This window comes from Pseudomonas jilinensis (assembly GCF_003586265.1).
GTDB lineage: Bacteria > Pseudomonadota > Gammaproteobacteria > Pseudomonadales > Pseudomonadaceae > Halopseudomonas > Halopseudomonas phragmitis.
In genome coordinates this window covers 84816-110360 of the sequence record NZ_QJSA01000003.1, presented here as the reverse complement: position 1 = coordinate 110360, position 25545 = coordinate 84816, and the positions used below count along the sequence as shown (strand labels likewise).

Below are 25545 nucleotides of genomic sequence, written 5' to 3'. Positions count from 1 at the left end.
ATCGTTATCCTTGTTCTGACAGGCTGGTCAGGGACTCCTGACGTTCATGCAACTGTCCGGCATGGTAACGCAATCCGGCCGGATAGCGGTTGCGGCGCTGGCTGGTCTTGAGAAAGCTCATCACTGCCCTGATCACCACCTGATCGCCCAACGGGCGGTTGTGGCCGCCGTTTTCCAGCCATAGGGTCTTGGGAGAGCAACTGGCGGCATTGGCTTGCGCCGCGCTGATCGGTACTACCGGGTCGTCTTTGGCATGCACCAGCATCACCGCGGTTTGCTCCAGTCCGGCCAGGGCCCTTGGTACTTCAAACTGTTCGAGGGGAGCGCCCAGTACCTGCTGCATGTGCTGTTCCATGCGTTTGATCGCTCGCTGTGACAGGCCCTGCATCCGGGCCTGGGCCTGGGCCTGATAACGCACCGCATGCGGTGCGCCGATCAATACCAGCCGGCGGGATTCCAGACCATAGGCCTGCATGGCCAGGGCGCTGCTGGCGCCGCCGACCGAGTGGGCAATCACCGCATGCAGCGGGCCCAGGCGCTGGCCGATCCGGCTGATGGCCTGGGCCAACAATGGCAGTGGCCCCTCGCGACCGCTGGCCAGCCCGTGGGCCGGCAGATCCAGGGCTGCAACCTGGTAACCGGCGTCCAGTAATGGTTGAACGAAACCGCCCATGGCGTAGTGATCAGCTTCCCAGCCATGGACCAGCAGGACCACCGGCCCCTGGCCTCGGGTCCAGAGTGGTATCTGCTGCTCGCCAAGGGACTCGGTCAATCGCTCGAAGTCGTCGAAAGCCTGATGCCAGTGGCGTGGTTGCGGGCGCTGACGCGGGCGTACGAACTGGCGGGCACCAAGGGCGCCAAAATAGTCCGGAAACACGGCCGAAAGAGTTTTGACCATGCCCAGACGGGCGTTACGACTGAGGCGAATACTGTTCATGGTTTTGCTCCTGACTACCTACCAATTGGTAGTTTTGCGGTGGTTAAAAAAGCCCCCAAGGGGCTTCGGATCAACTCATGGATCAACGTTTGAGTTCGCGGCGTACTTCGCTGATGGCCTGCTCGATCGGCAGGGGGCTGCCCTTGACCCGCGACAGAAACAACCCGCCCTGGACCAGCATCAGCACCCGCTCAGCCCAATGCTCGGCCTGTTCGCTGTTTTCAGCGCACTGACCGCTCAGGGCAATCCCGGTCAGCCAGTCATGCTGCAAGTCCAGCAGGCGCTGGGCGCGCTGACGAAGTTGCTGATCCAGGTGGTCCCAGTCGCCCAGTACTCCGCCTACCGGGCACAGGCGCCGGCCCGGGCCGATACTGTTGAGGTAGATGGCGAAAAACGCCTCCAACTGCCGAGCTGCCGGTTGCCCCTGCTGGGCCTCAATGTGGCGGCGCAGGGCCTGAATACTGGTGTCGATTACATCGGCCACCAGGGCATCCTTGTTCCGGTAGTGGTGGAACAGGCTGGCCTTGCGAATGCCTACACGGTCGGCGATGTCCTGCAGGCTGAAGCCGTTGAGCGACTGGCGCTGAAGCAGGTCGGCGGCGGTGCTGAGAATTTGGGTTTTGGTATCCATGAGCCTACCGTATGGTAGGTTTTGCTGATTGTCAACGATTATTGAGAAGAGCTGACTGCCGCTCGTCGCGGTGTTTACCCTGCCGCTCGAGTACATCGCTGGCATCGCCCACCGGCAGATCAAGCAGTTCGAGCAACTGATCAAAAACGAAATCTGACCCGGAGCCCGGCCCATGCTAGCCAAGGACATCATGAAGTCCAAAGCTCATGGTCAACATGAGCCTGCCACGGATTCTGGTCAGCAGCGCCAACGAACTGGTCGGGATCATCACCATGAACGACATTTCGGGGCGATTCTGGAGATGGCCGACGGGGAGGCCTGACCCTCGCGTTACTGCCGGCCAATATAGCCAGGATTGAACACCACCTGCTCGCCCTGGATCATGTCGAAGATATCGCGGGCCGCAATTGCCGGGTCTTCCCAGTCGGCGGCCCGGTCTACTTCGGGATTGGCCTGCGGGCCAGTGGAGTGCCGGCTGATATGGGTGCGCATGCCGGCCGGAGCGGCAATGAAAATCTTGATATTGTCAGCCTGCAACTCTTGCGCGGCACTCTGGAACAAGCCGTGCAGTGCGTGCTTGGTCGCGGCGTAATGCCCCAGATTGGCTGGTGCCGGGCGCATGCCCAGAATCGATGACACGTTCAGGATAGTACCGCCGTCCTGCTCCCGCATGACCGCGATCGCCTGCTGAGCCAGATCGGCGTAGGCCCAGAAATTGACTTCCATCTGGTGCCGGGCCTTGTCCATATCCATTTCATCCAGCCGCGCCAGATAGGAATAGCCAGCATTGTTGAACAGGAAGTCGACCTGGCCATACTCGGCCCGCGCCCGCTCGATCAACCCGGCACGCTGTTCCGGGTCTGCCAAGTCCACCTCCAGTACCAGCGCCTGCCCACCCTGACTACGAATCTGCTCGGCCAACTGCTGCGAAGGCTCGGGGCGGACATCGACCAGAACCAGCTTCATGCCCTCGCTGGCACCCAGTAGCGCCAACTCCCGGCCCAGGCCATAACTGCTGCCGGTCACCACTGCCACCCTGTCCTTGAACGCTGGACTATCGGCCTGTGCTGGTGCTACCAGCCAGAGCATCAGCCAAACCAGCAACACGCCCGGCAGCGGCAATTGCAGCATTTTTCTATGGTAAGTCGTCATACCCCGCACTCCCTGAGTTATTGGCAACCGCTACACCTTAATGGGATTGCCCCACCAACAGTAGCAACAGAAACATTTCGAATCAGTGCACGGCATGCGACCAACGGTCGACAGCGCATGGTTGACTTATGGTGCTGATCGATCATTTACGCAACATTTACAGCCGCTTGCAGTTTTGGACATCGCTTGTTTATGCGGTTTGGCTTTAGGCTTTCGGACAGCATAGGAGGCTGTCGATGTTTGCTTTCTTTCGCCCGGTACTGCTGGTAGTGGGCATCCTAACCCTGATCATGACCGGGCTAATGTCCTGTGTGGCGTTGTTCGCCTTTTGGCGCGGCGACCCGGAGCTGTCAGTGTTCCTGATTTCAGCGGCGATTGCTGGTGGTGCTGGACTGACCTTGGTGTTGTTGGGGCGTCAGGCACGCTTCCATCTGGTAGCCCGTCAGTTGTATCTTTTGACCAGTCTGAGTTGGCTCGGTATGTCGCTGGTGGGCGCCTTGCCGCTGTTCTTTAGCCATTTCCAACTGAGCTTTGTCGATGCCGTTTTCGAAGCGGTATCGGGGATCACTACCACTGGGTCGACAGTGCTGTCCGGGCTGGAGCAGTTGCCGCCGAGCTTGCTGCTGTGGCGCTCTATGCTGCAATGGCTGGGTGGGTTGGGCGTGATCGGTATGGCCGTGTCGATTCTGCCGTTTTTGCGGGTCGGCGGGATGCGCCTGTTTCATACTGAGTCGTCTGACTGGTCGGACAAGTCGATCCCACGCATTCAGACGCTGGCCAGGCTGCTGGTGGCGATCTATCTGTGCATCAGCCTGGCCTGCATGCTGGCCTATTGGCTGGCGGGCATGAACCTGTTTGATGCGATCAATCATGCCATGACTACAGTGTCGACCGGTGGTTACGCCACCGATGACCGCTCCATGGGACGTTTCGACGAACGGGTGTTGTGGGTCGCCATTGTGTTCATGCTGCTTGGTGCTTTGCCGTTTACCCTGATCATCGCTTTTGTCCAGCGCCCACGGTTAGCGCTGTTGAGCAATAGTCAGGTAATGGCTCTGCTGTCTGTTGTCGCAGTGGTTTCGTTGCTGCTGAGCGCTTTTCTGGTATTGAATGGTGAGCTGCCATTGTTCAGCGCCTTGACCCAGGCCACTTTCAATCTGGTTTCCGTGATCACCACTACGGGCTATGCCTCTGCCGATTATACCCAGTGGGGCGCCTTCAGCGTGGCGCTGTTCTTTGTGGTGATGTTCATTGGTGGTTGTTCAGGGTCAACCAGTGGCGGCATGAAGGTTTTCCGTTTTCAACTTAGCTACCTGTTCCTGCGCAGTCAGATCCGCAAACTGGTTCACCCCAGTGGCGTATTCGTAACTCGTTATAACGGCAAAACGGTGCAGGACGATATCATTCTGTCGGCAGTCGCCTTTTCCTTTCTGTTTTTTCTCACGCTGGCGGTACTGACGCTGCTATTGGCGCTGCTCGGGCTGGATCTAGTGACCAGCCTGAGTGCCGCTGCCACGGCGTTGACCAATGTCGGTCCGGGACTTGGCGATATCGTTGGCCCTGCGGGCAACTTCCAGCCCCTGCCGGCAACCGCCAAATGGCTGTTATGCTTCGGTATGTTGTTAGGCCGACTGGAGCTGTTGACGATGATGGTGCTATTCACACCGATGTTCTGGCGCGGCTGAGGCAGAGGTATGCCGACACCCATGCACCCACGCTGGCCGGCACTGGTTCTGCCCTGGCTGGTGCCTCTGTTGGCCAGCCTGTTGGCGTGGCCACTGGCAGACTGGCTGCCCAGCGCCAATCTGGCCCTGATCTATTTAGCCGGCGTGTTGCTGACGGCGATCTATACCCGGGTTCGGCCGGCCCTGGCCTGTGCACTGTTGAGCTTTTTGGCGTACAACTTCTGGCACACCGAGCCGCGTTTCTCGCTGCAGATGTTCCATCGTGAAGATATCCTGACCGCCGGGTTACTGGTCATGGTGGCGCTGGTTTGCGGCCAACTGGCAGCTAGGCTCAATGAACAGCTTAGTGCCTTGCGTGATAGTCAGAGCTGGAGCAATCGGCAGATGGATTGTGCACGGGCACTGTCATCCTGTGTGGCTGCCGACGAGGTGGTCAACCGATTTATGGAGCAGGTTCAGGCCTGTCTGGGTTGGACCTGCCGACTGCAGGACGATGCGACCCGGTTACCAGATGGGGACGGGGGGATCGGCTGGTGCCAGCATGAACAGGGTATTCTGATCGGCTTTCAGGATGGTCAGGGCAATGCCCTTGCGGTCAGTCTGGCTGCTCAGTCGGCTCTGAAGGCGCGTGATCGCGAGCGGCTGGAAGCCTTGCTGGATCTGACCCGCCTGGCCTGGGGGCGGGTACGGCTGGCCGAGCGTTTGCGTCAGGAAACTCTGGTCAAGGAGCGCGAACAGTTGCGCTCGGCACTGTTGTCGTCGATATCCCATGACCTGCGCACCCCACTGGCAACCATGATTGGCTCGGTCTCGAGTCTGATCGATCTGCATGCGGCCCTGAGTCCGGAGCAGCGCGCCGAGCTGTTGGCCAATACCCTGAGCGAGGCTCAGAGGCTGGATCGCTATATCCAGAAACTGCTGGACATGACTCGTCTGGGGCATGGTGAACTGACCCTCGACCGTGACTGGGTCGGGGTCGATGATATTGTCAGTGTAGTGATCAAACGCAGCCGGGCTCTGCTGGGAGACAGGCACTTGGAGCTGAGCCTGACAGCGGAACTACCGTTGCTGCATGTGCATCCCGCTCTGATTGAGCAGGCATTGTTCAATGTGTTGGAGAACGCCATCCGGTTCTCGCCATCAGGAGCGGTCATTCGTCTACAGGCGAGCAGTGAGCCTGGCTGGTTGCATATCGATGTTAGCGATGCCGGTCCTGGAATCGATGCCGCCGATCATGAACGGGTATTCGATATGTTCCATACCTTCAGCTATGGCGACCAGTATGCGGCGGGAACCGGGCTGGGGTTGGCAATCTGCCGCAGCATTCTGGCTGCACATGGAGGTTCTTCCCGGGTGCTGAGTAGCGCGCCGGGGCAGGGCACTACCATGCGTTTGAGTGTGCCGCTCTCGGGTGTGCCGGCTAGTGTGGAGGATTGAGGTGACACGTGTTTTGGTGATTGACGACGAGCCGCAGATTCGCCGCTTTCTGAATATTTGTCTGGGCTCCCAGGGCTATCAGGTACTTGAAGCCGAGGACGGCCGGCGAGGCTTGGCGCAGGCCGCGCTGCATCAGCCCGATGTGCTGATCATGGACCTGGGTTTGCCGGACATGGACGGACAGCAGTTGTTGAAAACTCTCAGGGAGTTTTATCTAGGGCCGTTGATCGTACTGTCGGTACGCAACGGTGAGCGTGACAAGGTTCAGGCGTTGGACAATGGCGCCAATGATTATGTTGAAAAGCCTTTCGGTGCCAATGAGCTGTTGGCCAGAATCCGTTCAGTACTGCGAACTTTCGCCAGTATCGAGGTGCCCCCAAGCGGGTTCGACGACGGCTACCTGAAGGTTGACCTGCAAGCTCGCCGGGTTCGTCTGGGAGATGAGGATGTGCACTTGTCGCGCAAGGAATTCGAACTTCTGCGCTGTCTTATCAGTCATCCCGGACGCATCATCACCCAGCAGCAGTTGCTCAAGGACATCTGGGGACCGCATCACAGTCACGATACCCACTACCTGAGGATTTTCATTGGCCGGCTGCGCAGCAAGCTGGATGATGATCCCACAGCACCACGTTACATTGAAACCGAGGCCGGAGTCGGCTATCGGTTTATCGGCTGAGAACGCGTTTGGCAGCGTATACGGTTTTTTTACTATCACCCGGCAAAGCGGGCATGGTTTTTTTACGCGCAGCATCAAGACAATGAGGCATGCCTTTCGACGGAGAGTCGCATGCGAATCATCATTCTTGGCGCTGGTCAGGTCGGCGCCACACTGGCCGAACACCTGGCTGGTGAAGCGAACGATATCACAGTGGTTGATACTGATATTCAGCGCCTGCGGATGCTGCAGGATCGTCTTGATCTGCGCACCTTGTGTGGCCCGGCCTCTCATCCGGTAACCCTGGCCCAGGCCGGTGGTGAAGATGCCGATATGCTGGTGGCGGTAACCAGCAGAGATGAAATCAACATGATTGCCTGCCAGGTGGCGCACAGCCTGTTTAACATCCCCACAAAAATTGCCCGCGTGCGCGAGCATGATTACCTGGTTCATGAGCAGGCTCTGTTTGCCAAGGCCGCCGTGCCGGTGGATGTGCTGATCAGTCCAGAAGAGTTGGTTACCCGCCATCTCAAACGCTTGATCCAGTACCCGGGGGCCTTGCAAGTGCTGGACTTTGCTGACGGCAGAGCCCAGATGATGGCGGTCAGAGCAGAGCCGGGCGGTGCGTTGGTTGGTCAGCGAATCGCCTCATTGCGCGAACACATGCCCAATATCGATAGCCGGGTGGCGGCCATTTTTCGCCGCGAACGATCGCTGGTGCCCACCGGCGATACGCAGATCGAAGCTGGCGACGAGGTGTTCTTTATTGCTGCCCGGGAGGACATGCGTCAGGTCATGAGCGAGTGGCGGCGGCTGGATAAACCCTACAAACGCATTCTGATCGCCGGTGGCGGCAACATTGGTGCGCGTCTGGCTGCCAGCCTGGAGTCCAGTTACCGGGTAAAGGTGATTGAGCACAATGGCAATCGTTGTCAGTGGTTGTCCGAGCACCTGGATCGCAGTGTGGTACTGCATGGCAATGCCTCAGACCGCGAGTTGCTGATAGAAGAGGGGATCGAATCGGTCGATGTGTTCCTGGCCTTGACCAATGATGACGAGGCTAATGTCATGGCCTCGATGCTGGCCAAACGACTGGGCGCGCGCACCGTAATCACTCTGATCAACAACCCTGCCTACGTCGACCTGGTTCAGGGTGGGCTGATCGATATTGCTATCTCACCCCAGCAATCGACCATCGGCGCGCTGCTGACTCATGTGCGACGAGGCGACGTCGTTGCTGTGCACTCACTACGCCGTGGTGCAGCCGAAGCACTAGAGGCAGTTGCGCATGGTGATCAGGGCAGCTCGCAAGTAGTGGGGCGACGTATCGATGAACTGGAGCTGCCTGCCAGTGCCACGGTGGGCGCACTAGTACGAGGTGAGCAGGTACTGATTGCCCATGACAGCACCCAGGTCGAGTCTGGTGATCATGTGATCATCTTCGTCGCCGACAAACGTGACGTACTCCGGGTCGAGCGTTTGTTCCAGGTGGGCCTGGCCTTCCTCTGAGTGCTTTCAGCAATCCCCGTCGGCCATCTCCAGAATCGCCCCGACAATGTCGTTCATGGTGATGATTCCGACCAGTTCGTTGGCGCTGGTGACCAGAATCCGTGGCAGGCTCATGTTGACCATGAGCTTTGCCACGTACTTCACGTCCAGCTCGCGTGAGACGATCAGTGCCGGTTTGGCGCAGATGTCGTAAACGTTGAGCAAGTCGATGTCACCCTCTTCGGCGACAATGGTCTTGAGGATGTCGGTGTAGGTGATCAGTCCATAGGCGTCGTGCTCATTGCCTTTTTCCACCACCAGCGACTTGATGCCGTGCTGGCGCATCTTCTGCATGGCCTCGCGCACAGTGGCCAGGGCGGAGATGGTGATGACGTTGGACTTCATGATGTCCTTGACTAGCATGGGCCGGGCTCCTGGTCAGATTTCATTCTTGATCAATTGTTCGAACTGTTCGATCTGCTGGTGGGCGATGCCGGCGATGTGCTCGATTGGCAGGGTAAACACCACCCCACGGGTATGGTTTTTCAGATCAAGGTCCTTGACCAGTTGCTTCATCACCCGCAGTGACAGCTTCTTCTCCAGCACGAAGATCATGACCGACTGGCTGCCTTCGTAAGTCAGGCCGAAGAACGATTTTTTCTGCTCGGCACCCAAACCGCGACCGTTGAGCAGGGTGACGCCGCCGGCGCCGGCGGCTTTGGCCGAGGCGATGGCCTGTTCTTCCAGGTCCTCGGCGAGCATGGCGACCAGTACCGAGAATTTCATGCAGTTGCTCCTCTAAAGCGGCTGAGCTGTTCCATGGCAATGGCGTACAGCATCACCGTAACTATAGGAAAGATCGAGGCGAAGGCGATCAGCCCGAAGCCATCGATGAGGACGCTGCGGCCCTCGATTTGTGAAGCCAGGCCGATGCCCAGCGCGGTAACCAGCGGCACCGTGACCTCCGAAGTGGTCACCCCGCCCAGATCGAAAGCCAGCGGCACGATGAACTTGGGCGCCAGAGCCGTCAGCATGATGACCAGCGCATAGCCGCCCATGATGTAATAGTGGATCGAATCACCAGTGATGATCCGATGAACCCCAAGCGTGATCCCGATGGCAACACCAAGCGCCACCAGAATGCGGATGTGATTGCCTTTGAGCCGGCCATGGGCCGCTTCCTCGGCCTGCTCGCCGATGGCGATCAGGGCCGGTTCGGCCATGGTGGTGGCGAAGCCGATGCAGAAGGCGAACAAATAGATATAGCCCAGAGTATCCAGCGCCATCAGTTGCTCGGCCATGCTCTGGCCGACCGGGAACAGCCCTAGCTTGAGGCCGACCACAAAGGCGTACAGGCCGACAATCACCATGGCGAAACCGATGCTCACCCGGCGCAGGTAGGGGATCGGCTTGCGGATCACCGCGTACTGGAAGAACAGGATCACAGCGATGATCGGCAGCACGTCGCGGAGCATGTGCAGCAGATCACCGAGCATGCCCAGGAGGTAGCTGGCGATACTCGGCACGAGCACACTTTCTGCCTCGCTGGCCAGCCCGTTCAGGCCATCCAGTGCAGCGTTCGGGTCGGCCGGCCACAGGGTGAATACGGCGATGCCGTATAGCTGGACCACGATCATCGGCACCATCACCGCCAGTGCGACCAGGCCAAAACCGTGTACCAGCGGGTTGCGGCCCTTGATCGAGGAGGCCAGGCCGATGCCCAGTGCAGCGATCAGTGGCACGGTGACAATGTTGGTAGTGACCCCGCCGGAGTCATAGGCCAGCCCGACGATTTCCTCGGGCGCGAAGAAGGTCACCGCCACCACCAGCAGGTAGCCGCAGATCATGTACCAGTGCAGTGAGTGGCCGAGCAGGGTACGCAACACCCCCAGCGCGACCACCGCCCCGACCGAGGTGGCGACCAGGGTGCGCAGAACAAGGGCATTGATGCGACCTTCGCTGATCAGCTCGGCTTGACTGGCAACCGCAATCAGCGCCGGCTCGGCAATCACAGCGGCAAAGCCCAGAGAAAAACCGAAAATCATCAGCAACGGCAGCGAGCCTTTGCGAGCGAAGGCATTGGACAGGTTCTTGCCGACCGGGAAAATGCCCAGTTCCAGGCCCTGAAGAAAAATCGCCACACCGAACACCACGATCAGCAGACCGACCAGCATGCCGATCAGACCATCGGGTACCTGACCGATAACCAGGCTCTGGAACAACCCAACCACCAGCACAATAGGCAGCAGATTGCGGAAAGAGTGTTTGAGAGTATCCCAGAATACCTTCAGATCATTCACAATAGGCGCGGTCCCGGCGTTGATTACTGGACCATACTAGCAGAGGCCGGTGGCATCTTACTGACACCCGTCAAGGTACTCGATAAAAAAGTGGACATGGAATGACTAAAGCGACCAGCTTGCGCAAGTGGATGTGGCGGGCCTTTGTACAGAGCGCCCTGATCCCTCTAATTCTTGTCGAGACGGTGCTGGTAGCAGCCTACCTGTTGACCAACGCAGCGATTCGCGATGCCCAGATCGAGCATCTGCGCCAGGCCGCGCTCAGTGACCTGCAAACCTCAGCCGGTCAGGAGGCCGAATTGGTCAGTCAGCGCCTGCAGCACATCAGCGACCTGACTGCCCTGTTCGGCGGCCAGGTGGAGGACGTACTGACTCGTCCTGACGTATTTGATGATGCCCAGGAGCGGGCACGTTGGGAGCGCGATGCCAACAATGTTCTCTACAGCCGCAGTGATGATGGTCGGGCGGCAGTGTTCTACTCGGCGGTGACCCCGCCTGAGCGCCAGGATCTGGACAAGGTCATGCGGGTGGCCCAGCTCGACCGGCTGATGAAAGATACCGAGGAGCGCAACAGCCTGGTGGCGGCGGTGTATTTCAACACGCATGACAGCTACAACCGGATCTGGCCCTGGTTCTACACTCCGGACCAGTATCCCTACGACATGGATATTCCGCGCTACAACTTCTATTACCTGGCCGATGCCGAGCACAACCCTGAGCGGCGGGTGGTCTGGACCGACATTTATGTTGATCCGGCCGGGCAGGGTTGGATGATGTCGGCGCTGGCGCCGGTCTATCGTGGTGACTTCCTCGAGGGCGTCGCCGGACTGGACATCACCGTTGGCAACGTCCTTCAGGAAATTTCCAGTCTGCGGGTGCCCTGGGGCGGTTATGCCATGTTGGTCAGCGACGAGTTGAACATCATGGCACTGCCAGCCTCCGGCGAGGCTGATCTGGGCCTGACCGAGTTGACCGACTTCAGTTACGACGAAGCGATTCGCCAGGAAATCTTCAAGCCGTCTGACTTTAATCTGAGCAAACGCGGCGACACTCGTGATCTGGCCGCTCTGGTAGCCAGTCAGGGTGAAGGGGTTGAGCCTGTGCGGTTGGGTGGGCGCAGTCAGCTGGCGGCCTGGGCGACCATTCCCGAGACCGGTTGGAAACTGATTACCGTAGTCGATGAGGCCGAGGTATTTCGCCAGACCAATGATCTGGCCAGTCATTTCCAGCGGATCGGCTATCTGCTGATCGCCGGGCTGGTGTTGTTCTATCTGCTGTTCTTTGCCGGCATGTGGATTCGTTCGCGCCAGCTCAGCCACCAGTTGGAGCAACCGATTGCCGGCGTTGGGCGGATGATGAGCGAGATCGGTGAGGGTAACTGGTTCCCTGAGCGTCAGGCCTCACCGATCAGTGAGCTGGATCAGATGGCCTCCACCACCGTGGCAATGGGTCGACAACTGGCCGACAGCGAACAGCAGCGTCAGCAGGCCAGTGACCAGTTGGAGCGGGTTCTGGAGTCGACTACTGAAAGTCTGTGGGAGGTTGATCTGGACCAGCGCGAGGTTCAGATTCAGGGGCGCCTGCCCGAACGTCTGGGGTTGGAGGCTACCCGCTTGCCGCTGGAACGGTTCTTCCAACGGATTCACCCGGATGACCTGATGGCCGCGCGCGACAGCCTGGCACCCAGCCGGCTCAACCAGCGGCTGGAGGCCGAGTATCGGCTGCGTGACAGTGCCGGGCAGTATCACTGGGTACTGGGGAGGGGCCGAGTGGTCGGCACCAGCGACAGTGGCCAGCGGCCGCTGCGGGTGGCTGGAACCCATGTCGATATCGATGCGATCAAGGCGACTCAGGAGGCCTTGCGTTCTGCCAGCCAGCAGGCGCAAACGGCCAATATCGCCAAGAGCCGCTTCCTCTCGAGCATGAGCCATGAACTGCGCACCCCGCTCAACGTGATCCAGGGCTTTGCCCAGTTGCTGGAGTTGGATCTGGAGAAACGCGGCGATGATGCCAAGCTGCGTCGCCAGGTCGAGCAGATCCTGCATGCCAGCCAGCATCTGGGTTCGCTGATCGACGATGTGCTGGATCTGGCCCGGATTGAAGCCGAACGACCACAGGTGCATCTGGAAACCGTGGATGCCCGGCAACTGGTACTCGAATGTGTGGAACAGGTGCGCCCCGAGCTGGAAGCCGCCGGCCTGGGCCTGGATAATTTGCTGCCCGAGCAGCCGGTGCTGGTCGTGGCCGATGCCCGGCGCCTGCGTCAGGTACTGCTTAATCTGCTCAGCAATGCCATCAAGTACAACCGTCCGCAGGGCAGCGTCAGCGTCAGTTGCGAACCTGTTGGAGACCTCTGGCAGGTGCGGATCAACGACAGCGGCCGGGGCATCAGCCTGACCAACCAGACCCTGCTGTTCAAGCCGTTCCAGCGTCTGGGTCATGAGAACAGCACGATCAAGGGTACCGGTATTGGCCTGGCGCTGTGCAATGAACTGGCTGGGTTGATGGGCGGGCGCATGGGATGTAGCAGCCAGGAAGGGGTTGGCAGCAGCTTCTGGATCGAACTGCCGGCGGCCGCTGCTCCCGGCAGCCGAACCAATGATGATCAAGCGGCGCAGAGCGGGCTGCTGAATGTGGTCTACGTCGAGGATGATCGTTCCAGTCAGATCCTGGTGGAGCATGCGCTGAGCGGACTGGCGCGGGTCACCCTGATCGAGAATGGCCTTGAGGCCCTGCATCTGATTACCGAGCGCCCACCCGAGGTGTTGCTGCTGGACATCGACCTGCCGGATATGCAGGGCGATCGTTTGCTGCGTTCATTACGCAGCAGCGCCAGAACCCGGGATATTCCGGTGATCGTGATCAGTGCCGGCGCTCTGCCGGAAGACCGCGAGCGGGTCAGTGACCTGGATGTGTTGCGCTATCTGACCAAGCCGCTGCAGATCCATGATCTGCGTGAAGCGTTGCAACAGGTGCAGCGCCAGTTGGCCTGAGCATCGTTACCTGAGATCAGTTCGTGCGCGCTGAAGGGCACGGGATTCTGGAGTCTGCATGAGTGCAACCACGGCTCGCCATGGCGTCATCCTGGCGCTGCTGGCCTATGCCCTGTGGGGCGTCACGCCGCTGTACTTCAAGCTGTTGGCCAGTTTGCCGGCCAGCGAAATCATGGGCCAGCGGGTGCTCTGGTCCTGCGTGTTCGCCTCGCTGCTGATCGTTCTGCTACGCCGTGGCGCCGCCCTGAGCGAATTGCTGCGCCAACCTAGGCGACTGCTGATGCTGACCGCCAGCGGCCTGCTGATCGGCTTCAACTGGTTGGTATTCATCTGGGCGGTGAACAATGACCAGATGCTCGACGCCAGTCTGGGCTACTACATCAATCCGCTGGTTAACGTATTGTTGGGGCTGCTGTTTCTCGGTGAAAGACTGCGTCGCCTGCAATGGCTGGCGGTTTTGCTGGCCAGTGCCGGGGTGGTGCTGGAGCTACTGAAGCTTGGTCGCATGCCTTGGGTTGCCATGGCGCTGGCGTTGAGCTTTGGCTTTTACGGACTGTTGCGCAAGAAGGTGGCGCTGGATGCCCTGAGCGGCATGTGGGTCGAAACCGCGCTGCTGGTGCCGCTGGTGCTGATCTATCTGTTTTTCTTTATCGATGCCCAAACCCTGAGTCCGGCGCTGTACAGCGGCCCGCTCGGTTGGTGGCTGGTGGCCGCCGGGCCGGTGACGATGATACCGCTGATGTGCTTCGCCGCTGCGGCTACCCGGATTCCGCTGTCGATGCTGGGGTTCTTCCAGTACATCGCCCCCAGCATGGTGTTTATTCAGGCGGTATGGCTGTTCGGCGAGGCCTTGACCTTTGAGCGGGTGCTGACCTTTATCTGCATCTGGACCGGACTTTTGATCTACAGCCTGGATGTGTGGCGGGCCCATCGTCAGAGCCGATTACTGCAAAGCTGAGGCGCCCCAAGGCTTAACACCAGACCAACCCTTGGCAAGGTGACTTCTTCAGCGCGTCGAGGCGGGTGGCTAATGTGCCGCAATGGAGCACATTCGAATGTTGATCCTTCAGATCACTGCGCATCCAGATGAATTTCCACCATCAGGTCGTCGGCCAGGCTTTCCAGGTCGCGGCGCAGGGCGGCCAGGTCGGTTTGCGGGTAAACGCCCAGATGGGCTTCGGCCTTGAACAGCAGGTCGGCGCTCATCGGGGCCGGGGTGCATTCGGTTTCCAGGCTTTCGACATTGACGCCGTGGCGGGCCAGTATCTGGGATACTTCGTGGACGATGCCGGGGCGGTCATTGCCCAGCAGGTTGAGCCGCAGGCTGGACTGTGCCGGGCTTTCGGCCTGGCCGCTGACGGCGACCTGAATATTGATACCCTGGTGCGACAGCGCTTCCAGATCGATGCGCAGGGCTTCCACCTTGTCGCTGGCGATATCCACCCGCAGGATCCCGGCGAACTGGCCGGCCATGCGGGCCATGCGGCTTTCCAGCCAGTTGCCGCCATGGCGGTTGATAGTCTGGGCGAGGCTTTCCACCAGGCCGGGTTTGTCGGCACAGATCACGGTCAGTACGAGTGGAGTAGTCATGGAGTTGCTCCTGTCTTGGTGGTGGGCGGCTGCTGAATCAGGTCAGCCACTCAGTCATGGTAGTAGCGGCCATCGCCACTGGCGATCATGTCTCGGCACACCGCTTCCAGATGTTCAAAGTCGTATTCGGACAGGCCGACGTATTCGAGGATAGGTTCGGCCACGGCGTTCCACTCATGGTCGACGCTCTGGTTACCCAGCACCCGATAGGCCTGGCAGATGTGTTCAGCCATTTTCAGAATCGCCAACAGGTTTTTCAGCTGGGCGTCATTGCTGCCCTGTTCCTGAAATGTCTGCCGGGCGTTGTGATGGCTGGCGATCGCCTCACACAGGTGACGCGGCAGGCGCCAGGACTTGGCGGTGAAGTAGCCGACTACGGCGTGGTTGGTGTTGAGTCGGTGGTTTTCGACATCGACGATACGTTGGCCACTTTCGGCGTAGGACTCTTCCATTACCTCAATGTAGTAGGGGAAGCGGCTGAGCATCAGCGGGATGCCACAGTTGTGGAACAACCCCAAGGCATAGGCCTCGTCCGGTTCGACGCAGCCGATCTTCTTGGCCAGGGTCATGCAGGTCATGGCGACATCCTGGGCGCTGTCCCAGAACCGGTTGAGGTTGATGATGTTTTCATCGGTCAGCTCGCCGCGGATCGACTGGGCGTTGACGATGTTGATCACCCGTTTGACCCCGAGCAGGTTGACTGCCTGCTGGATCGAGGTAATCCGGTTGGCCAGCCCGAAGAACGGCGAGTTGACGATCTTCAGCAGGCTACCGGCCAGTCCCGGGTCCTGGCTGATCAGCCGGGCAATGACCTTGAGGTCAGGATCGGGCATGACCTGCTCCATCTGCAGATCGACCATGATCTGCGGCTGTGGCGGCACGCTGATGCCCTGCAAGGCGTGGCGGATCTGGTCCTCAGTGAGTTCCTGGGTCATCGTCGTCTACTTCGTGGCTAACGGATAGGATAGAAACTCCGAGTTTAGCCGGAGACTGGCCCGCTTGGCACCCTGTATAATGGCCGATTGTTTCTTGAGGAGAGCCCCATGAGCTTGCCCAGTCTGCGCCTGAAATCCAATAGCGACCGCCGGATCAAGGCCGGCCACCTCTGGGTGTTCAGCAATGAGGTGGATACTGCCCAAACCCCGTTGACCCTGTTCGAGCCGGGCCAGGAAGTCAGCCTGGAAACCGCCTCCGGCAAATCTCTGGGGCTGGCCTGTGTAAGCCCCAACAATCTGATCTGTGCCCGCCTGCACAGTCGTGACAGCAAGCATCGGCTGGACAAGTCGTTGCTGGTGCACCGGATCAAGGTGGCCCTGAGTCTGCGCGAGAGGCTCTTCGATCAGCCGTTCTACCGGCTGGTCTATGGTGACTCGGATCTGCTGCCCGGGCTGGTAGTCGACCGGTTTGGTGATTATCTGGTGGTGCAGATTGGTACGCCGGGCATGGAGCGGGTGCGTGAGGCGATTGTCGAGGCGCTGGTTCAGGTGCTCAAGCCGGCCGGTATCCTGTTCAAGAACGACAGCGGTGCGCGGGCCCAGGAAGATTTGCCGTCCTACGTCGAGGCGGCTCACGGCGAGGTGCCCGAGCGAGTGGCGCTGATCGAGAACGGCGTGCGCTTCGAAGCCCCGGTCTGGACTGGGCAGAAAACCGGCTGGTTCTACGATCACCGCATGAACCGGGCGCGCCTTGCTCCTTACGTCAAGGGCAAACGGGTACTGGATCTGTTCAGTTATATCGGCGGTTGGGGGGTGCAGGCGGCGGCGTTTGGCGCCAGCGAAGTGATGTGTGTGGATATTTCCGCGCCGGCGCTGGATCAGGTCGAGCACAATGCCGAACTCAACGGCGTGGCGGAAAAGATGGCGGTGGTCGAGGGCAATGTGCTTGATGCCCTGCGCGAACTCAAGGCCGCCGACGAGCGTTTCGATGTGGTGATTGCCGATCCGCCGGCATTCATCAAGAAGCGCAAGGATATCCGCAATGGCGAACAGGCCTATCGGCGTCTGAATGAGCAGGCCATGCGTATGCTCAACAAGGACGGCATTCTGGTGTCGGCGTCTTGCTCAATGCATCTGGCCGAAGACAACCTGCGTGACATCCTCAATGCGTCGGCCCGGCATCTGGACCGGCATCTGGTGATCACCGAGCGAGGCTTCCAGGGTCCGGATCATCCGTTACATCCGGCGATCCCGGAAACCGGTTACATCAAGTCATTGTTTTGCCGGGTATTACCGGTCTGATCCAGGCTGAAAACTTGGGTCCTCGGGACGGTTCTATCAGCAATTGCTGTGCCGTGTTGCTTTGTGGAACAATGCATGAGTTATAAACGCAAGGGTAGCGGCTGTGATCGATCCTGATGGTTTTCGTCCCAATGTAGGCATCATCCTGACCAATGGGTTGGGGCAGGTGCTTTGGGCCAGGCGGATCGGCCAGGATGCCTGGCAGTTCCCGCAGGGCGGAATCCAGCGCCATGAATCCCCCGAACAGGCCCTGTATCGGGAGTTGCATGAAGAGGTAGGGCTGCTGCCCGAGGATGTCGAAATCCTCGGTTGCACCCGTGGCTGGTTGCGTTACCGGCTACCGCAACGCTTGATTCGCAATCACTCCCAGCCGGTCTGTGTGGGTCAGAAGCAAAAGTGGTTCCTGCTGCGTCTGACCGCCAACGAAGAACAGGTGTGCATGACCAAGACCGCCAAGCCCGAGTTCGACGGCTGGCGCTGGGTCAGTTATTGGTATCCGCTCGGCCAGGTGGTGGCGTTCAAGCGTGATGTCTACCGTCGGGCCATGAAAGAACTGGCGCCCCGGCTACAGATCAGCGGCTTGCCGGGGTGCTGAGCATGCTCAACACGCTGCGCCGGATTGTTCAGGAGGTCAACGCTGCCAGGGATCTGCCAGCGGCACTGGACATCATCGTGCAGCGTGTCAGAGAGGCCATGGGCACTGAAGTGTGCTCGGTCTACCTGCTTGATCCTGATACCTCCCGTTACGTATTGATGGCCACCGAGGGCCTGAACAAGAGTGCCGTCGGGCTGGTGACGCTGGCCAGCAACGAAGGTCTGATCGGTTACGTCGGCACCCGCGAAGAACCGGTCAACCTGGAAGATGCGGCGGTCCACCCGAAATTCCGTTATTTTGCCGAAACCGGTGAGGAACGCTTCGCCTCGTTTCTCGGGGTGCCGATCATTCACCACCGCCGGGTGATGGGTGTACTGGTTGTGCAGCAGAAGGCTCGCCGCCAGTTCGATGAAGGTGAAGAATCTTTCCTGGTCACCATGAGTGCCCAGTTGGCCGGGGTTATCGCCCATGCCGAGGCCACCGGCGCGATCCGTGGCCTGGGTTGGGGCGGCGAGGTGGTTCAGGACACCCGCTTTGACGGTGTACCCGGCGCCCCGGGCGTTGCCATTGGTCAGGCGGTGGTCATTCTGCCCCCGGCCGACCTGAATGCCGTGCCGGACAAACCAGCTGTCGATATTGATGCCGAACTGGCGCTGTTTCGCACTGCGCTGGAGTCGGTGCGCCGCGATATGCAGGCACTGTCGAGCAAGCTGGCCAGCCAGTTGCGCCCCGAGGAGCTGGCGCTGTTCGATGTGTACCTGATGATGCTGGACGACGCCGCGCTAGGTAATGAGGTGGTGGCGATCATTCGCACCGGTCAGTGGGCCCAGGGCGCGCTGCGTGAAGTGATCAGCGATCATGTCGGCCGCTTCGAATTGATGGATGACCCCTACCTGCGCGAACGCGCAACCGACGTCAAGGATCTGGGGCGGCGGATTCTTGCCTATCTGCAAGAAGCCGGGCGCCAGGATCGGGTCTACCCCGAGCAGACCATTCTGGTCAGTGAAGAGATTACCCCGGTCATGCTGGGCGAGGTGCCCAAGGAAAAACTGGTGGGCCTGGTTTCGGTACTGGGATCAGGCAGTTCGCACGTTGCCATTCTGGCCCGGGCGATGGGGGTTCCCACGGTTATGGGGGCGGTCGATCTGCCCTATACCAGGGTTGATGGTCTGGAACTGATCGTCGACGGCAACCACGGTGAGGTCTATTCCAACCCCTCGCAGGAGTTGCGCAGGCACTATCTGGAACTGGTGCGCGAAGAGCGCGAACTGGTGCAGGGCCTGGAGAAGCTGCGTGAGGTGCCGTGCATTACCACTGACGGCCATCGCATGCCGTTGTGGGTAAACACCGGCCTGCTGGCCGATGTCGCCCGCTCGCTGGATCGCGGTGCCGAAGGGGTAGGGCTGTACCGCACCGAAGTACCGTTCATGATTCAGGACCGCTTCCCCAGCGAAAAAGAGCAGCAGGCGACCTATCGTGAGCAGTTGGAAGCCTTCCATCCGCTGCCGGTGACCATGCGTTCTCTGGATATTGGTGGTGACAAGGCGTTGACCTATTTTCCGATCAAGGAAGACAACCCCTTCCTTGGCTGGCGGGGGATCCGGGTTACCCTGGATCACCCGGAAATTTTTCTGGTTCAGACCCGGGCCATGCTCAAGGCCAGTCATGGGCTGAACAATCTGCGAATCATGCTGCCGATGATCAGCAGTATCTTCGAAGTCGAGGATGCACTGCATCTGATCCACCGGGCCTACAGCGAAGTGCTGGATGAGGGCGTGGATGTGCCCATGCCACCGGTCGGGGTGATGATCGAAGTGCCAGCAGCGGTCTACCAGGCCCGTGAATTGGTGCAGATGGTCGATTTTCTCTCGGTTGGCACCAATGACCTGACCCAATATCTGCTGGCGGTTGACCGCAACAACCCGCGCGTTGCCGATCTTTATCACTCCCTGCATCCTGCGGTGCTGCAGGCGCTGGTTAAGGTGGCTCATGCCTGCCGCGATGCCGGCAAGCCGATGAGCGTCTGCGGTGAGATGGCCGGTGACCCGGCTGCGGCAGTGCTGCTGATGGCGATGGGTTGTGATGTGCTGTCGATGAATGCCACCAACCTGCCCAAGGTGAAGTGGCTGCTACGGCAAATCAGCCTGGAAGACGCCAAGGCGCTGCTGGATGAAGTGCTGCTGCTGGACAACCCGCATCTGGTGCAAAGTACCCTGCATCTGGCGCTCAAGAACATGGGGCTGGGCAAGGTGCTCAGTCAGCGCTGATGCTGTCTTGGTAGGAGCGGCCCGCGGCCGCGATAGCTCAATCCTGTTCGCACATGCGAGGCGCTCCTACTGGTCTTTGCAGGCAAAACACCAACGCTGCTCGCCCAGCGCAACCCCCTCGGGGCCAAAGCGCTGCTCGATAAACACTACTTCACCATTGGCTTTAAGGCGCAGCAGACTGCTGGCCCGGGTGCCGTACTCGGCGCTGACGATGAATGCGGCGGACAGCAGCCGCTCCCACTCCAGGCTGATACCGGTGTCCGGCAGTTGTTCATCGGGGTAGGTGCGTGGGTCGGCAAGCAGTTGCAGCAGTTGCCGGTCATCGGCATGCAGGCGGGCTTCCAGGCCCTGGCGCAAGGCGACCAGTTTTGGCCAGGGGCTGTTCAGCCCGGCATTGGACAGCGCGTAGATGCCCGGACTTAATGATTCGGCCTGACCACTGCGGCTATTCAGATGCCAGAGCTGCTGGCGGTCGCCCACCAGCAGGTTGAAGCCGGCATATTGTTCGGCATTCATGGCGACCTGTTGCAGATACTCCGCCGGTGATTGCTGGCCGGTCAGGTAGTCCAGCACCAGTGCGCCGCGTGATAGCGGCCCTTTGCGGGCCCCCGGCGCCCGGATGTTGGTCAGGCTGGCGAAACGTCCCTGGCGGGTAATGCCCAGCCAGGTACCACCGGCCTCCAGGTCCTTGCCGGCCAGTAGCTCAGGGTGACCCTCCGGCTCCCAAAACTGCGCATTCCGGGTTGGGCGGGCATGAAATTCGTCGCGGTTGCCGAGCAGCAACAGCGGCTGGTCGGCGACTTGCCAGGCAAAGGCGATCAGGCACATGGGCACCTCCTTGAGCTAGTCAGTCTACGTTTAGTGGGACGATTCGGCTACACTAGGCGGCCGGTTGACTGCGGCCGGGATGAACGAACGGACTGCCTGGGGGCGTTGTGGAGTTTCTGATTTATCTGGTGCTGGGCGCCTGTGCCGGAGTGCTGGCCGGCCTGTTCGGCGTGGGCGGCGGGATAATCATTGTGCCGGTGCTGGTGTACAGCTTTACTCTTCAGGGCTTTGCGCCTGAAGTCATGACCCACATGGCCGTGGGGACCTCGCTGGCGACCATTGCCTTCACCTCGCTCAACGCCATTCGTACCCATCATCGCAAGGGTGCTGTGCTGTGGCCGGTGTTCGTCTGGATGACGTTTGGAATTTTGCTGGGTACCGTGCTGGGTGCGCTGACCGCTGCGCTGATCAGTGGCCCGGCATTGCAGAAGATCATTGGCGTATTCGCCATCGTCATGGCCATCCAGATGGGTTTTGAACTCAAGCCCAAGGCCAGTCAGGCTGTGCCTGGGCGGGCCGGATTGACCGGCGTGGGCGGGGTCATCGGCTGGGCCTCGGCGATTTTCGGGATTGGCGGTGGCTCGCTGACCGTGCCTTTTCTGGTCTGGCGCAGCGTGCCGATGCAGCAGGCGGTGGCGACCTCTTCGGCCTGCGGTCTGCCAATCGCCGTTGCAGGTTCGCTGAGCTTCATCTGGACAGGCTGGGCCAAGGCCGGCTTGCCGGATTGGAGTCTGGGCTTCGTGTATCTGCCGGCGCTGGTCGGGATCGCCGCCACCAGCATGTTGTTCGCTGGTTACGGAGCTTTGTTGGCACACAAGTTGTCACAACGTTTGCTCAAGCGTCTGTTTGCCCTTCTGCTATTTTGCGTGGGCATCAACTTTCTCATGTAGGGAGCATTCATGCTGGCTTACCCGCAAATCGACCCGGTGGCTTTGGCTATTGGTCCGTTGCAGATTCACTGGTACGGTTTGATGTACCTGATCGGTATTGGTGGCGCCTGGTGGCTGGCATCGCGCCGCTGGGCCGATTTTGCCCCGACCTGGAGTCGGGAAAAGCTCTCCGATCTGGTGTTCTGGGTCGCGCTCGGGGTGATTGCCGGTGGGCGTTTGGGCTATGTGCTGTTCTACGATCTGGCGGCCTATATCAATGACCCGACGCTGATCCTGCAAATCTGGAAAGGCGGTATGTCGTTCCATGGTGGATTGATCGGGGTGTTGCTGGCGGTGGCCTGGTTTGCCCGGCGCAACGGCAAGCGCTTCTTTGAGGTAATGGACTTTGTTGCTCCGTTGGTGCCGATTGGCCTGGGCGCCGGGCGCATTGGCAACTTCATCAACGCCGAGCTGTGGGGCAAGGCCACCGACGTGCCCTGGGCCATGGTGTTCCCGACTGACCCGCTGCAACTGGCGCGGCATCCCTCGCAGCTGTATCAGTTTGCCCTGGAAGGTGTGGCGCTGTTCGCCATTCTCTGGATCTACTCGCGCAAACCACGCCCGACCATGGCTGTCAGTGGGCTGTTTGGGGTGTGTTACGGGGTGTTCCGTTTTATCGTTGAATTTGTCCGAGAGCCGGACGCGCATATCGGCTACCTGGCCTTCGACTGGTTCACCATGGGTCAGTTGCTGTGCATTCCGATGGTCGTCATTGGTGCCGGGATGATCTGGTTCGCCTATCGCCGGGAGGCAAAAATCGCATGAAACAGTATCTGGATCTGATGCGCAGGGTGCGTGAAACCGGCACCTTCAAGAGTGACCGCACCGGCACTGGCACCTACAGTGTGTTCGGCCATCAGATGCGTTTTGATCTCAGTGAAGGCTTTCCGCTGGTCACCACCAAGAAGTGCCACCTCAAATCGATCATTCATGAGCTGTTGTGGTTTCTCAAGGGCGACACCAACATCGCCTACCTGAAACAGCACGGGGTATCGATCTGGGATGAGTGGGCCGACGACGACGGCAATCTCGGGCCGGTCTATGGCTACCAGTGGCGTAGCTGGCCGGCGCCCAACGGCGAGGCTATCGACCAGATCAGCAAGCTGTTGCAGATGATCCGCAGCAATCCGGATTCACGTCGACTGATCGTCTCGGCCTGGAACCCGGCGCTGGTGGACGACATGGCGCTGCCGCCCTGTCATGCACTGTTCCAGTTCTATGTTGCCGACGGCAAGCTCAGCTGCCAGTTGTACCAGCGCTCGGCCGATATCTTCCTCGGTGTGCCGTTCAATATCGCCAGCTATGCGTTGCTGACGCTGATGATTGCTCAGGTCTGCGACCTGCAGCCGGGCGAGTTCATCTGGACCGGCGGTGACTGCCATCTGTACGCCAATCACCTGGAGCAGACCGATCTGCAGTTGAGTCGCGAGCCGCTGCCGCTGCCGACCATGCGCCTGAATCCTGAGGTCCGTGACCTGTTTGCCTTCACCTTCGAGGACTTCACTCTGGAGAACTACCAGTGCCATCCGCATATCAAGGCGCCGGTGGCGGTATGAGCAGTCCACGCATCGCACTGATTGCCGCACTGGCGAGCAACCGGGTGATCGGTATCGACAACCAGTTGCCCTGGCACCTGCCGGAGGATCTGAAATACTTTCGGGCGCAGACCTGGGGCAAGCCGATCATCATGGGGCGCAAGACCTTTGACTCGCTGGGGCGGCCCTTGCCGGGACGCACCAACATCGTTGTCAGTCACCAGTCGGCTTTGCAGTTGCCCGGCGCCGTGGTGGTTACCAGCCCACAGCAGGCGCTTGAGGTGGCGCGGCGACAGGCCGAGCTGGATGCGGTCGACGAGGTTATGGTGATTGGCGGTGAGATGCTGTATCGCGAGATGCTCGATCTGGCCGACCGGCTGTATCTGACCCGGGTCGAGCTGAGTCCGCAGGGCGATGCCTGGTTTCCACAGATCCCTGAGGGGGATTGGTCATTGGTCGAGCAGCGGGATGTACCGGCCGGCCCGGATTATCCCGCTCACAGCTATCAGGTGCTGGACAGGATCAGCGGCTGAGACTGGTCCAGCACTTCCTCCAGCGGGCGCGGCTTGCCGATCCAGTAACCTTGCAGATAGTGCCCGCCCCAGTGTGATAGCTGGTTGGCGCACTGGGCGTTTTCCACGAAGTTGGCGGTCACCTGTTTACCCATTCCGCGTGACAGGTTGATCAGATTGCGCAGATAGTTGGCGTACTCGCTGTCATTACCGTCCTGCATACTCCGGGTATCCAGCTTGATGCCCTTGATCGGCAGGCGGGCCAGATAGCCGAGTGCTCCGTACTCCTCACCAAAGTGATCAAGCCAGATATCGACCCCCAGCTCACTGAGCCCCTTGCACAACTTGCTGGCCTGGCTGGCGTGCTTGAGCAGGGCCTCTTCGCGTAATTCGAGCTGAACCATTCGCGGGTCGACTTTGCTTTTGGCCAGTAGCTGGCGCAGTTGGTCGGCAAAGCGCGGCTGTTTGAGTTCCCGGTCGCTCAGGTTGATCGATAGTCGGCAATTGATGCCTGCGTTCTGCCACTGCTGGACAGCCTCCAGCGCCTGGGCGATTACCCAGTGGCCCATTGGCAAAATCAGGCCGCTGTGTTCGGCCAGTTTAAGGAAGGCATCCGGCGTCAACAGCCCCAGCTGCGGATGCTGCCAGCGCAGCAGAGCTTCCCAGGCCACGGTATCGCCCTGCTGGGTATCGACGATAGGCTGGTAGTGCAGACGGAACTGGCCTTCCAGCAGGCCGTGACGCAGCCCCTGCTCGATATCCAGATTGGTCCGGGTATGGGCTTCTTCGTTCGGACAATAGAAGCTGTAGCCGTTGCGGCCATTGGCCTTGGCCCGATACAGCGCCTGGTCGGCATGCTGCAGCAGTTCAGCGGCGGACTGGCCGTGTTCGGGATAGGTGGCGATGCCGACGCTGGCGGAAATCAGCAGATGATGGCCGCTCAGGGTGATGGGCTCGCTCAGGGTGTGAATGATCTTGCTGGCAATCAGCGCTGCGTCGTTGGGGTCATGCAGGTCATGCAGCAACGCGACGAATTCATCACCGCCGATCCGGGCGATCAGGTCATCCTGGCGCATGCTGCGGCGCAGCCGGTTGGCGATCACCGCTAGCAGCAGGTCACCCAGGCCATGGCCGAAGCTGTCGTTGATCTGTTTGAAGTAATCCAGGTCAATGTACAGCAGGGCAAAGCCTTCCTGGCTGCGTTTGCTACGCAGCAACAGACGATCCAGTTCTTCTTCCAGCAGGGCGCGGTTGCCCAGCCCGGTCAGCGGGTCCTGCTTGGCCTGTTGGGCCAGACGCAGGCCGCTGTTGCGGCGTGACTGGGCATGGATCAGGGCGCGCTGCAGATGTTCGGCGTCCAGACGGGTGCGCTGCAAGATATCGTCGGCACCATCTTCCAGCGCGGTGCTATCACTGTGTACTGAGCCGCCGTCGCTGATCAGCAGGTACAGGGTATCTGTGGCCACGCGTCGGGCATCGCGTAACAGGCCGAGATCGTTGGGTAACAGGCAGGCATGAAAAGCACCGCTGGCAAGGCGGTTGATGGCTTCTTTCGGGCGTGTGCAGACCTCGACATCAAACGTCGTGTCGGGCAAATCCCGGCACAAGCTGAGCAGGTGCTCACGCTTGTCCTGATTCGTTTCAACCAGCAACAGCTTGCGGGCAGCGGTTTCCATTGGCTTCCGTTTATGGAATTAAAGTGAAGCGTCCATGTAGGCGAGATGACATCATTATGTTAACGCCATCACAACTTGCATTCAGCACAAGCATG

At 59.9% G+C, this 25545-nt stretch carries 24 protein-coding genes; 14 read left to right on the top strand and 10 right to left on the bottom strand.

Going from position 1 to position 25545, the window contains the following annotated elements:
• Positions 1-4 precede the first annotated feature (4 nt).
• Both C2846_RS04030 and C2846_RS04025 read right to left on the bottom strand, forming a co-directional pair.
• On the bottom strand, positions 5-937 hold the full coding sequence (locus tag C2846_RS04030) for an alpha/beta hydrolase (RefSeq protein ID WP_119700746.1): 933 nt from the start codon (positions 935-937) through the stop codon (positions 5-7).
• Between the two features lie 82 nt (positions 938-1019).
• Complete coding sequence (locus C2846_RS04025; protein ID WP_165443753.1) at positions 1020-1568, bottom strand: TetR/AcrR family transcriptional regulator; 549 nt, start codon at positions 1566-1568, stop codon at positions 1020-1022.
• 172 nt (positions 1569-1740) lie between these two features.
• Between C2846_RS04025 and C2846_RS18605 the strand changes: the two genes are divergently transcribed.
• Positions 1741-1890, top strand: coding sequence for a hypothetical protein (locus tag C2846_RS18605; protein WP_165443752.1), 150 nt, complete (start codon positions 1741-1743; stop codon positions 1888-1890).
• Positions 1891-1898: 8 nt separating this feature from the next.
• Here C2846_RS18605 and C2846_RS04020 read toward each other — a convergent pair whose 3' ends face one another.
• Positions 1899-2720 (bottom strand): SDR family NAD(P)-dependent oxidoreductase, encoded by an 822-nt coding sequence (locus C2846_RS04020; RefSeq protein ID WP_205890090.1) that lies wholly within the window; start codon positions 2718-2720, stop codon positions 1899-1901.
• Positions 2721-2956: 236 nt separating this feature from the next.
• On the opposite strand from C2846_RS04020, the gene C2846_RS04015 reads away from it, so the two are divergent.
• From C2846_RS04015 to trkA, 4 genes are all read left to right on the top strand, one after another.
• On the top strand, positions 2957-4405 hold the full coding sequence (locus C2846_RS04015; protein ID WP_095624856.1) for a TrkH family potassium uptake protein: 1449 nt from the start codon (positions 2957-2959) through the stop codon (positions 4403-4405).
• 9 nt (positions 4406-4414) lie between these two features.
• Positions 4415-5842 carry a sensor histidine kinase gene (locus tag C2846_RS04010; protein ID WP_119700744.1) on the top strand — a complete coding sequence of 476 codons (1428 nt, stop codon included), beginning with the start codon at positions 4415-4417 and terminating at the stop codon, positions 5840-5842.
• On the top strand, positions 5838-6521 hold the full coding sequence (locus tag C2846_RS04005; protein ID WP_205890104.1) for a response regulator: 684 nt from the start codon (positions 5838-5840) through the stop codon (positions 6519-6521). The genes C2846_RS04010 and C2846_RS04005 overlap by 5 nt, the downstream gene beginning before the upstream one ends.
• A gap of 111 nt (positions 6522-6632) precedes the next feature.
• Complete coding sequence (gene trkA / locus C2846_RS04000) at positions 6633-8009, top strand: Trk system potassium transporter TrkA (RefSeq protein ID WP_119700742.1); 1377 nt, start codon at positions 6633-6635, stop codon at positions 8007-8009.
• A 6-nt stretch (positions 8010-8015) separates the two neighbouring features.
• Here the strand turns inward: trkA and C2846_RS03995 are convergent, their stop codons facing one another.
• The 3 genes from C2846_RS03995 to C2846_RS03985 are packed head-to-tail and all read right to left on the bottom strand — an operon-like array spanning position 8016 to position 10288.
• The gene (locus tag C2846_RS03995) at positions 8016-8411 is read right to left on the bottom strand and encodes a CBS domain-containing protein (RefSeq protein ID WP_119700741.1); all 396 of its coding nucleotides are present in this window, start codon (positions 8409-8411) and stop codon (positions 8016-8018) included.
• Between the two features lie 15 nt (positions 8412-8426).
• Positions 8427-8774, bottom strand: coding sequence for a transcriptional regulator (locus C2846_RS03990; RefSeq protein ID WP_119700740.1), 348 nt, complete (start codon positions 8772-8774; stop codon positions 8427-8429).
• Positions 8771-10288 carry a DUF1538 domain-containing protein gene (locus C2846_RS03985; RefSeq protein WP_119700739.1) on the bottom strand — a complete coding sequence of 506 codons (1518 nt, stop codon included), beginning with the start codon at positions 10286-10288 and terminating at the stop codon, positions 8771-8773. The genes C2846_RS03990 and C2846_RS03985 overlap by 4 nt, the downstream gene beginning before the upstream one ends.
• 101 nt (positions 10289-10389) lie before the next feature.
• Between C2846_RS03985 and C2846_RS03980 the strand changes: the two genes are divergently transcribed.
• Both C2846_RS03980 and rarD read left to right on the top strand, forming a co-directional pair.
• Positions 10390-13281, top strand: a complete 2892-nt coding sequence (locus C2846_RS03980; protein WP_119700738.1) for a hybrid sensor histidine kinase/response regulator — start codon at positions 10390-10392, stop codon at positions 13279-13281.
• A gap of 58 nt (positions 13282-13339) precedes the next feature.
• Entirely contained in the window at positions 13340-14239 is a 900-nt protein-coding gene (rarD, locus tag C2846_RS03975; protein ID WP_080049456.1) for an EamA family transporter RarD, read from the top strand.
• A gap of 113 nt (positions 14240-14352) precedes the next feature.
• Here the strand turns inward: rarD and C2846_RS03970 are convergent, their stop codons facing one another.
• Together C2846_RS03970 and C2846_RS03965 are read right to left on the bottom strand one after the other, a co-directional pair.
• Entirely contained in the window at positions 14353-14871 is a 519-nt protein-coding gene (locus C2846_RS03970; RefSeq protein WP_080049457.1) for a glycine cleavage system transcriptional repressor, read from the bottom strand.
• Between the two features lie 50 nt (positions 14872-14921).
• Positions 14922-15806 carry an HDOD domain-containing protein gene (locus C2846_RS03965; RefSeq protein WP_080049458.1) on the bottom strand — a complete coding sequence of 295 codons (885 nt, stop codon included), beginning with the start codon at positions 15804-15806 and terminating at the stop codon, positions 14922-14924.
• A gap of 108 nt (positions 15807-15914) precedes the next feature.
• Between C2846_RS03965 and C2846_RS03960 the strand changes: the two genes are divergently transcribed.
• The 3 genes from C2846_RS03960 (at position 15915) to ptsP (ending at position 19970) form a co-directional block, all read left to right on the top strand.
• Complete coding sequence (locus C2846_RS03960; RefSeq protein ID WP_080049459.1) at positions 15915-17108, top strand: class I SAM-dependent rRNA methyltransferase; 1194 nt, start codon at positions 15915-15917, stop codon at positions 17106-17108.
• A 103-nt stretch (positions 17109-17211) separates the two neighbouring features.
• The gene (locus tag C2846_RS03955; protein ID WP_080049460.1) at positions 17212-17703 is read left to right on the top strand and encodes an RNA pyrophosphohydrolase; all 492 of its coding nucleotides are present in this window, start codon (positions 17212-17214) and stop codon (positions 17701-17703) included.
• A 2-nt stretch (positions 17704-17705) separates the two neighbouring features.
• Positions 17706-19970, top strand: coding sequence for a phosphoenolpyruvate--protein phosphotransferase (ptsP, locus tag C2846_RS03950; protein WP_119700737.1), 2265 nt, complete (start codon positions 17706-17708; stop codon positions 19968-19970).
• A 66-nt stretch (positions 19971-20036) separates the two neighbouring features.
• On the opposite strand, the gene C2846_RS03945 is transcribed toward ptsP, so the two are convergent.
• On the bottom strand, positions 20037-20798 hold the full coding sequence (locus C2846_RS03945; protein WP_080049462.1) for an NRDE family protein: 762 nt from the start codon (positions 20796-20798) through the stop codon (positions 20037-20039).
• A gap of 107 nt (positions 20799-20905) precedes the next feature.
• On the opposite strand from C2846_RS03945, the gene C2846_RS03940 reads away from it, so the two are divergent.
• Genes C2846_RS03940 through C2846_RS03925 form a run of 4 tightly spaced genes read left to right on the top strand, consistent with a single transcriptional unit; the run spans position 20906 to position 23795 of the window.
• Complete coding sequence (locus C2846_RS03940; RefSeq protein ID WP_080049463.1) at positions 20906-21688, top strand: sulfite exporter TauE/SafE family protein; 783 nt, start codon at positions 20906-20908, stop codon at positions 21686-21688.
• A 9-nt stretch (positions 21689-21697) separates the two neighbouring features.
• Positions 21698-22492 (top strand): prolipoprotein diacylglyceryl transferase, encoded by a 795-nt coding sequence (gene lgt / locus C2846_RS03935; RefSeq protein WP_095624863.1) that lies wholly within the window; start codon positions 21698-21700, stop codon positions 22490-22492.
• Positions 22489-23283: a thymidylate synthase gene (locus tag C2846_RS03930; RefSeq protein WP_119700736.1), complete on the top strand. Its 795-nt coding sequence runs from the start codon at positions 22489-22491 to the stop codon at positions 23281-23283. Before lgt ends, C2846_RS03930 begins: the two co-directional genes overlap by 4 nt.
• Positions 23280-23795: a dihydrofolate reductase gene (locus tag C2846_RS03925; protein WP_080049466.1), complete on the top strand. Its 516-nt coding sequence runs from the start codon at positions 23280-23282 to the stop codon at positions 23793-23795. The genes C2846_RS03930 and C2846_RS03925 overlap by 4 nt, the downstream gene beginning before the upstream one ends.
• On the opposite strand, the gene C2846_RS03920 is transcribed toward C2846_RS03925, so the two are convergent.
• Positions 23768-25450 (bottom strand): putative bifunctional diguanylate cyclase/phosphodiesterase, encoded by a 1683-nt coding sequence (locus tag C2846_RS03920; RefSeq protein ID WP_119700735.1) that lies wholly within the window; start codon positions 25448-25450, stop codon positions 23768-23770. The two genes, C2846_RS03925 and C2846_RS03920, sit on opposite strands and share 28 nt — an antisense overlap.
• Positions 25451-25545 lie beyond the last annotated feature (95 nt).

Coding starts and splice junctions, on each gene's coding strand:
- C2846_RS04030 (WP_119700746.1), bottom strand. CDS start 937: ATGAACAGTATTCGCCTCAGTCGTAACGCCCGTCTGGGCATGGTCAAA.
- C2846_RS04025 (WP_165443753.1), bottom strand. CDS start 1,568: ATGGATACCAAAACCCAAATTCTCAGCACCGCCGCCGACCTGCTTCAG.
- C2846_RS18605 (WP_165443752.1), top strand. CDS start 1,741: ATGCTAGCCAAGGACATCATGAAGTCCAAAGCTCATGGTCAACATGAG.
- C2846_RS04020 (WP_205890090.1), bottom strand. CDS start 2,720: ATGACGACTTACCATAGAAAAATGCTGCAATTGCCGCTGCCGGGCGTG.
- C2846_RS04015 (WP_095624856.1), top strand. CDS start 2,957: ATGTTTGCTTTCTTTCGCCCGGTACTGCTGGTAGTGGGCATCCTAACC.
- C2846_RS04010 (WP_119700744.1), top strand. CDS start 4,415: ATGCCGACACCCATGCACCCACGCTGGCCGGCACTGGTTCTGCCCTGG.
- trkA (WP_119700742.1), top strand. CDS start 6,633: ATGCGAATCATCATTCTTGGCGCTGGTCAGGTCGGCGCCACACTGGCC.
- C2846_RS03995 (WP_119700741.1), bottom strand. CDS start 8,411: ATGCTAGTCAAGGACATCATGAAGTCCAACGTCATCACCATCTCCGCC.
- C2846_RS03990 (WP_119700740.1), bottom strand. CDS start 8,774: ATGAAATTCTCGGTACTGGTCGCCATGCTCGCCGAGGACCTGGAAGAA.
- C2846_RS03980 (WP_119700738.1), top strand. CDS start 10,390: ATGACTAAAGCGACCAGCTTGCGCAAGTGGATGTGGCGGGCCTTTGTA.
- rarD (WP_080049456.1), top strand. CDS start 13,340: ATGAGTGCAACCACGGCTCGCCATGGCGTCATCCTGGCGCTGCTGGCC.
- C2846_RS03970 (WP_080049457.1), bottom strand. CDS start 14,871: ATGACTACTCCACTCGTACTGACCGTGATCTGTGCCGACAAACCCGGC.
- C2846_RS03965 (WP_080049458.1), bottom strand. CDS start 15,806: ATGACCCAGGAACTCACTGAGGACCAGATCCGCCACGCCTTGCAGGGC.
- C2846_RS03960 (WP_080049459.1), top strand. CDS start 15,915: ATGAGCTTGCCCAGTCTGCGCCTGAAATCCAATAGCGACCGCCGGATC.
- ptsP (WP_119700737.1), top strand. CDS start 17,706: ATGCTCAACACGCTGCGCCGGATTGTTCAGGAGGTCAACGCTGCCAGG.
- C2846_RS03945 (WP_080049462.1), bottom strand. CDS start 20,798: ATGTGCCTGATCGCCTTTGCCTGGCAAGTCGCCGACCAGCCGCTGTTG.
- lgt (WP_095624863.1), top strand. CDS start 21,698: ATGCTGGCTTACCCGCAAATCGACCCGGTGGCTTTGGCTATTGGTCCG.
- C2846_RS03930 (WP_119700736.1), top strand. CDS start 22,489: ATGAAACAGTATCTGGATCTGATGCGCAGGGTGCGTGAAACCGGCACC.
- C2846_RS03925 (WP_080049466.1), top strand. CDS start 23,280: ATGAGCAGTCCACGCATCGCACTGATTGCCGCACTGGCGAGCAACCGG.
- C2846_RS03920 (WP_119700735.1), bottom strand. CDS start 25,450: ATGGAAACCGCTGCCCGCAAGCTGTTGCTGGTTGAAACGAATCAGGAC.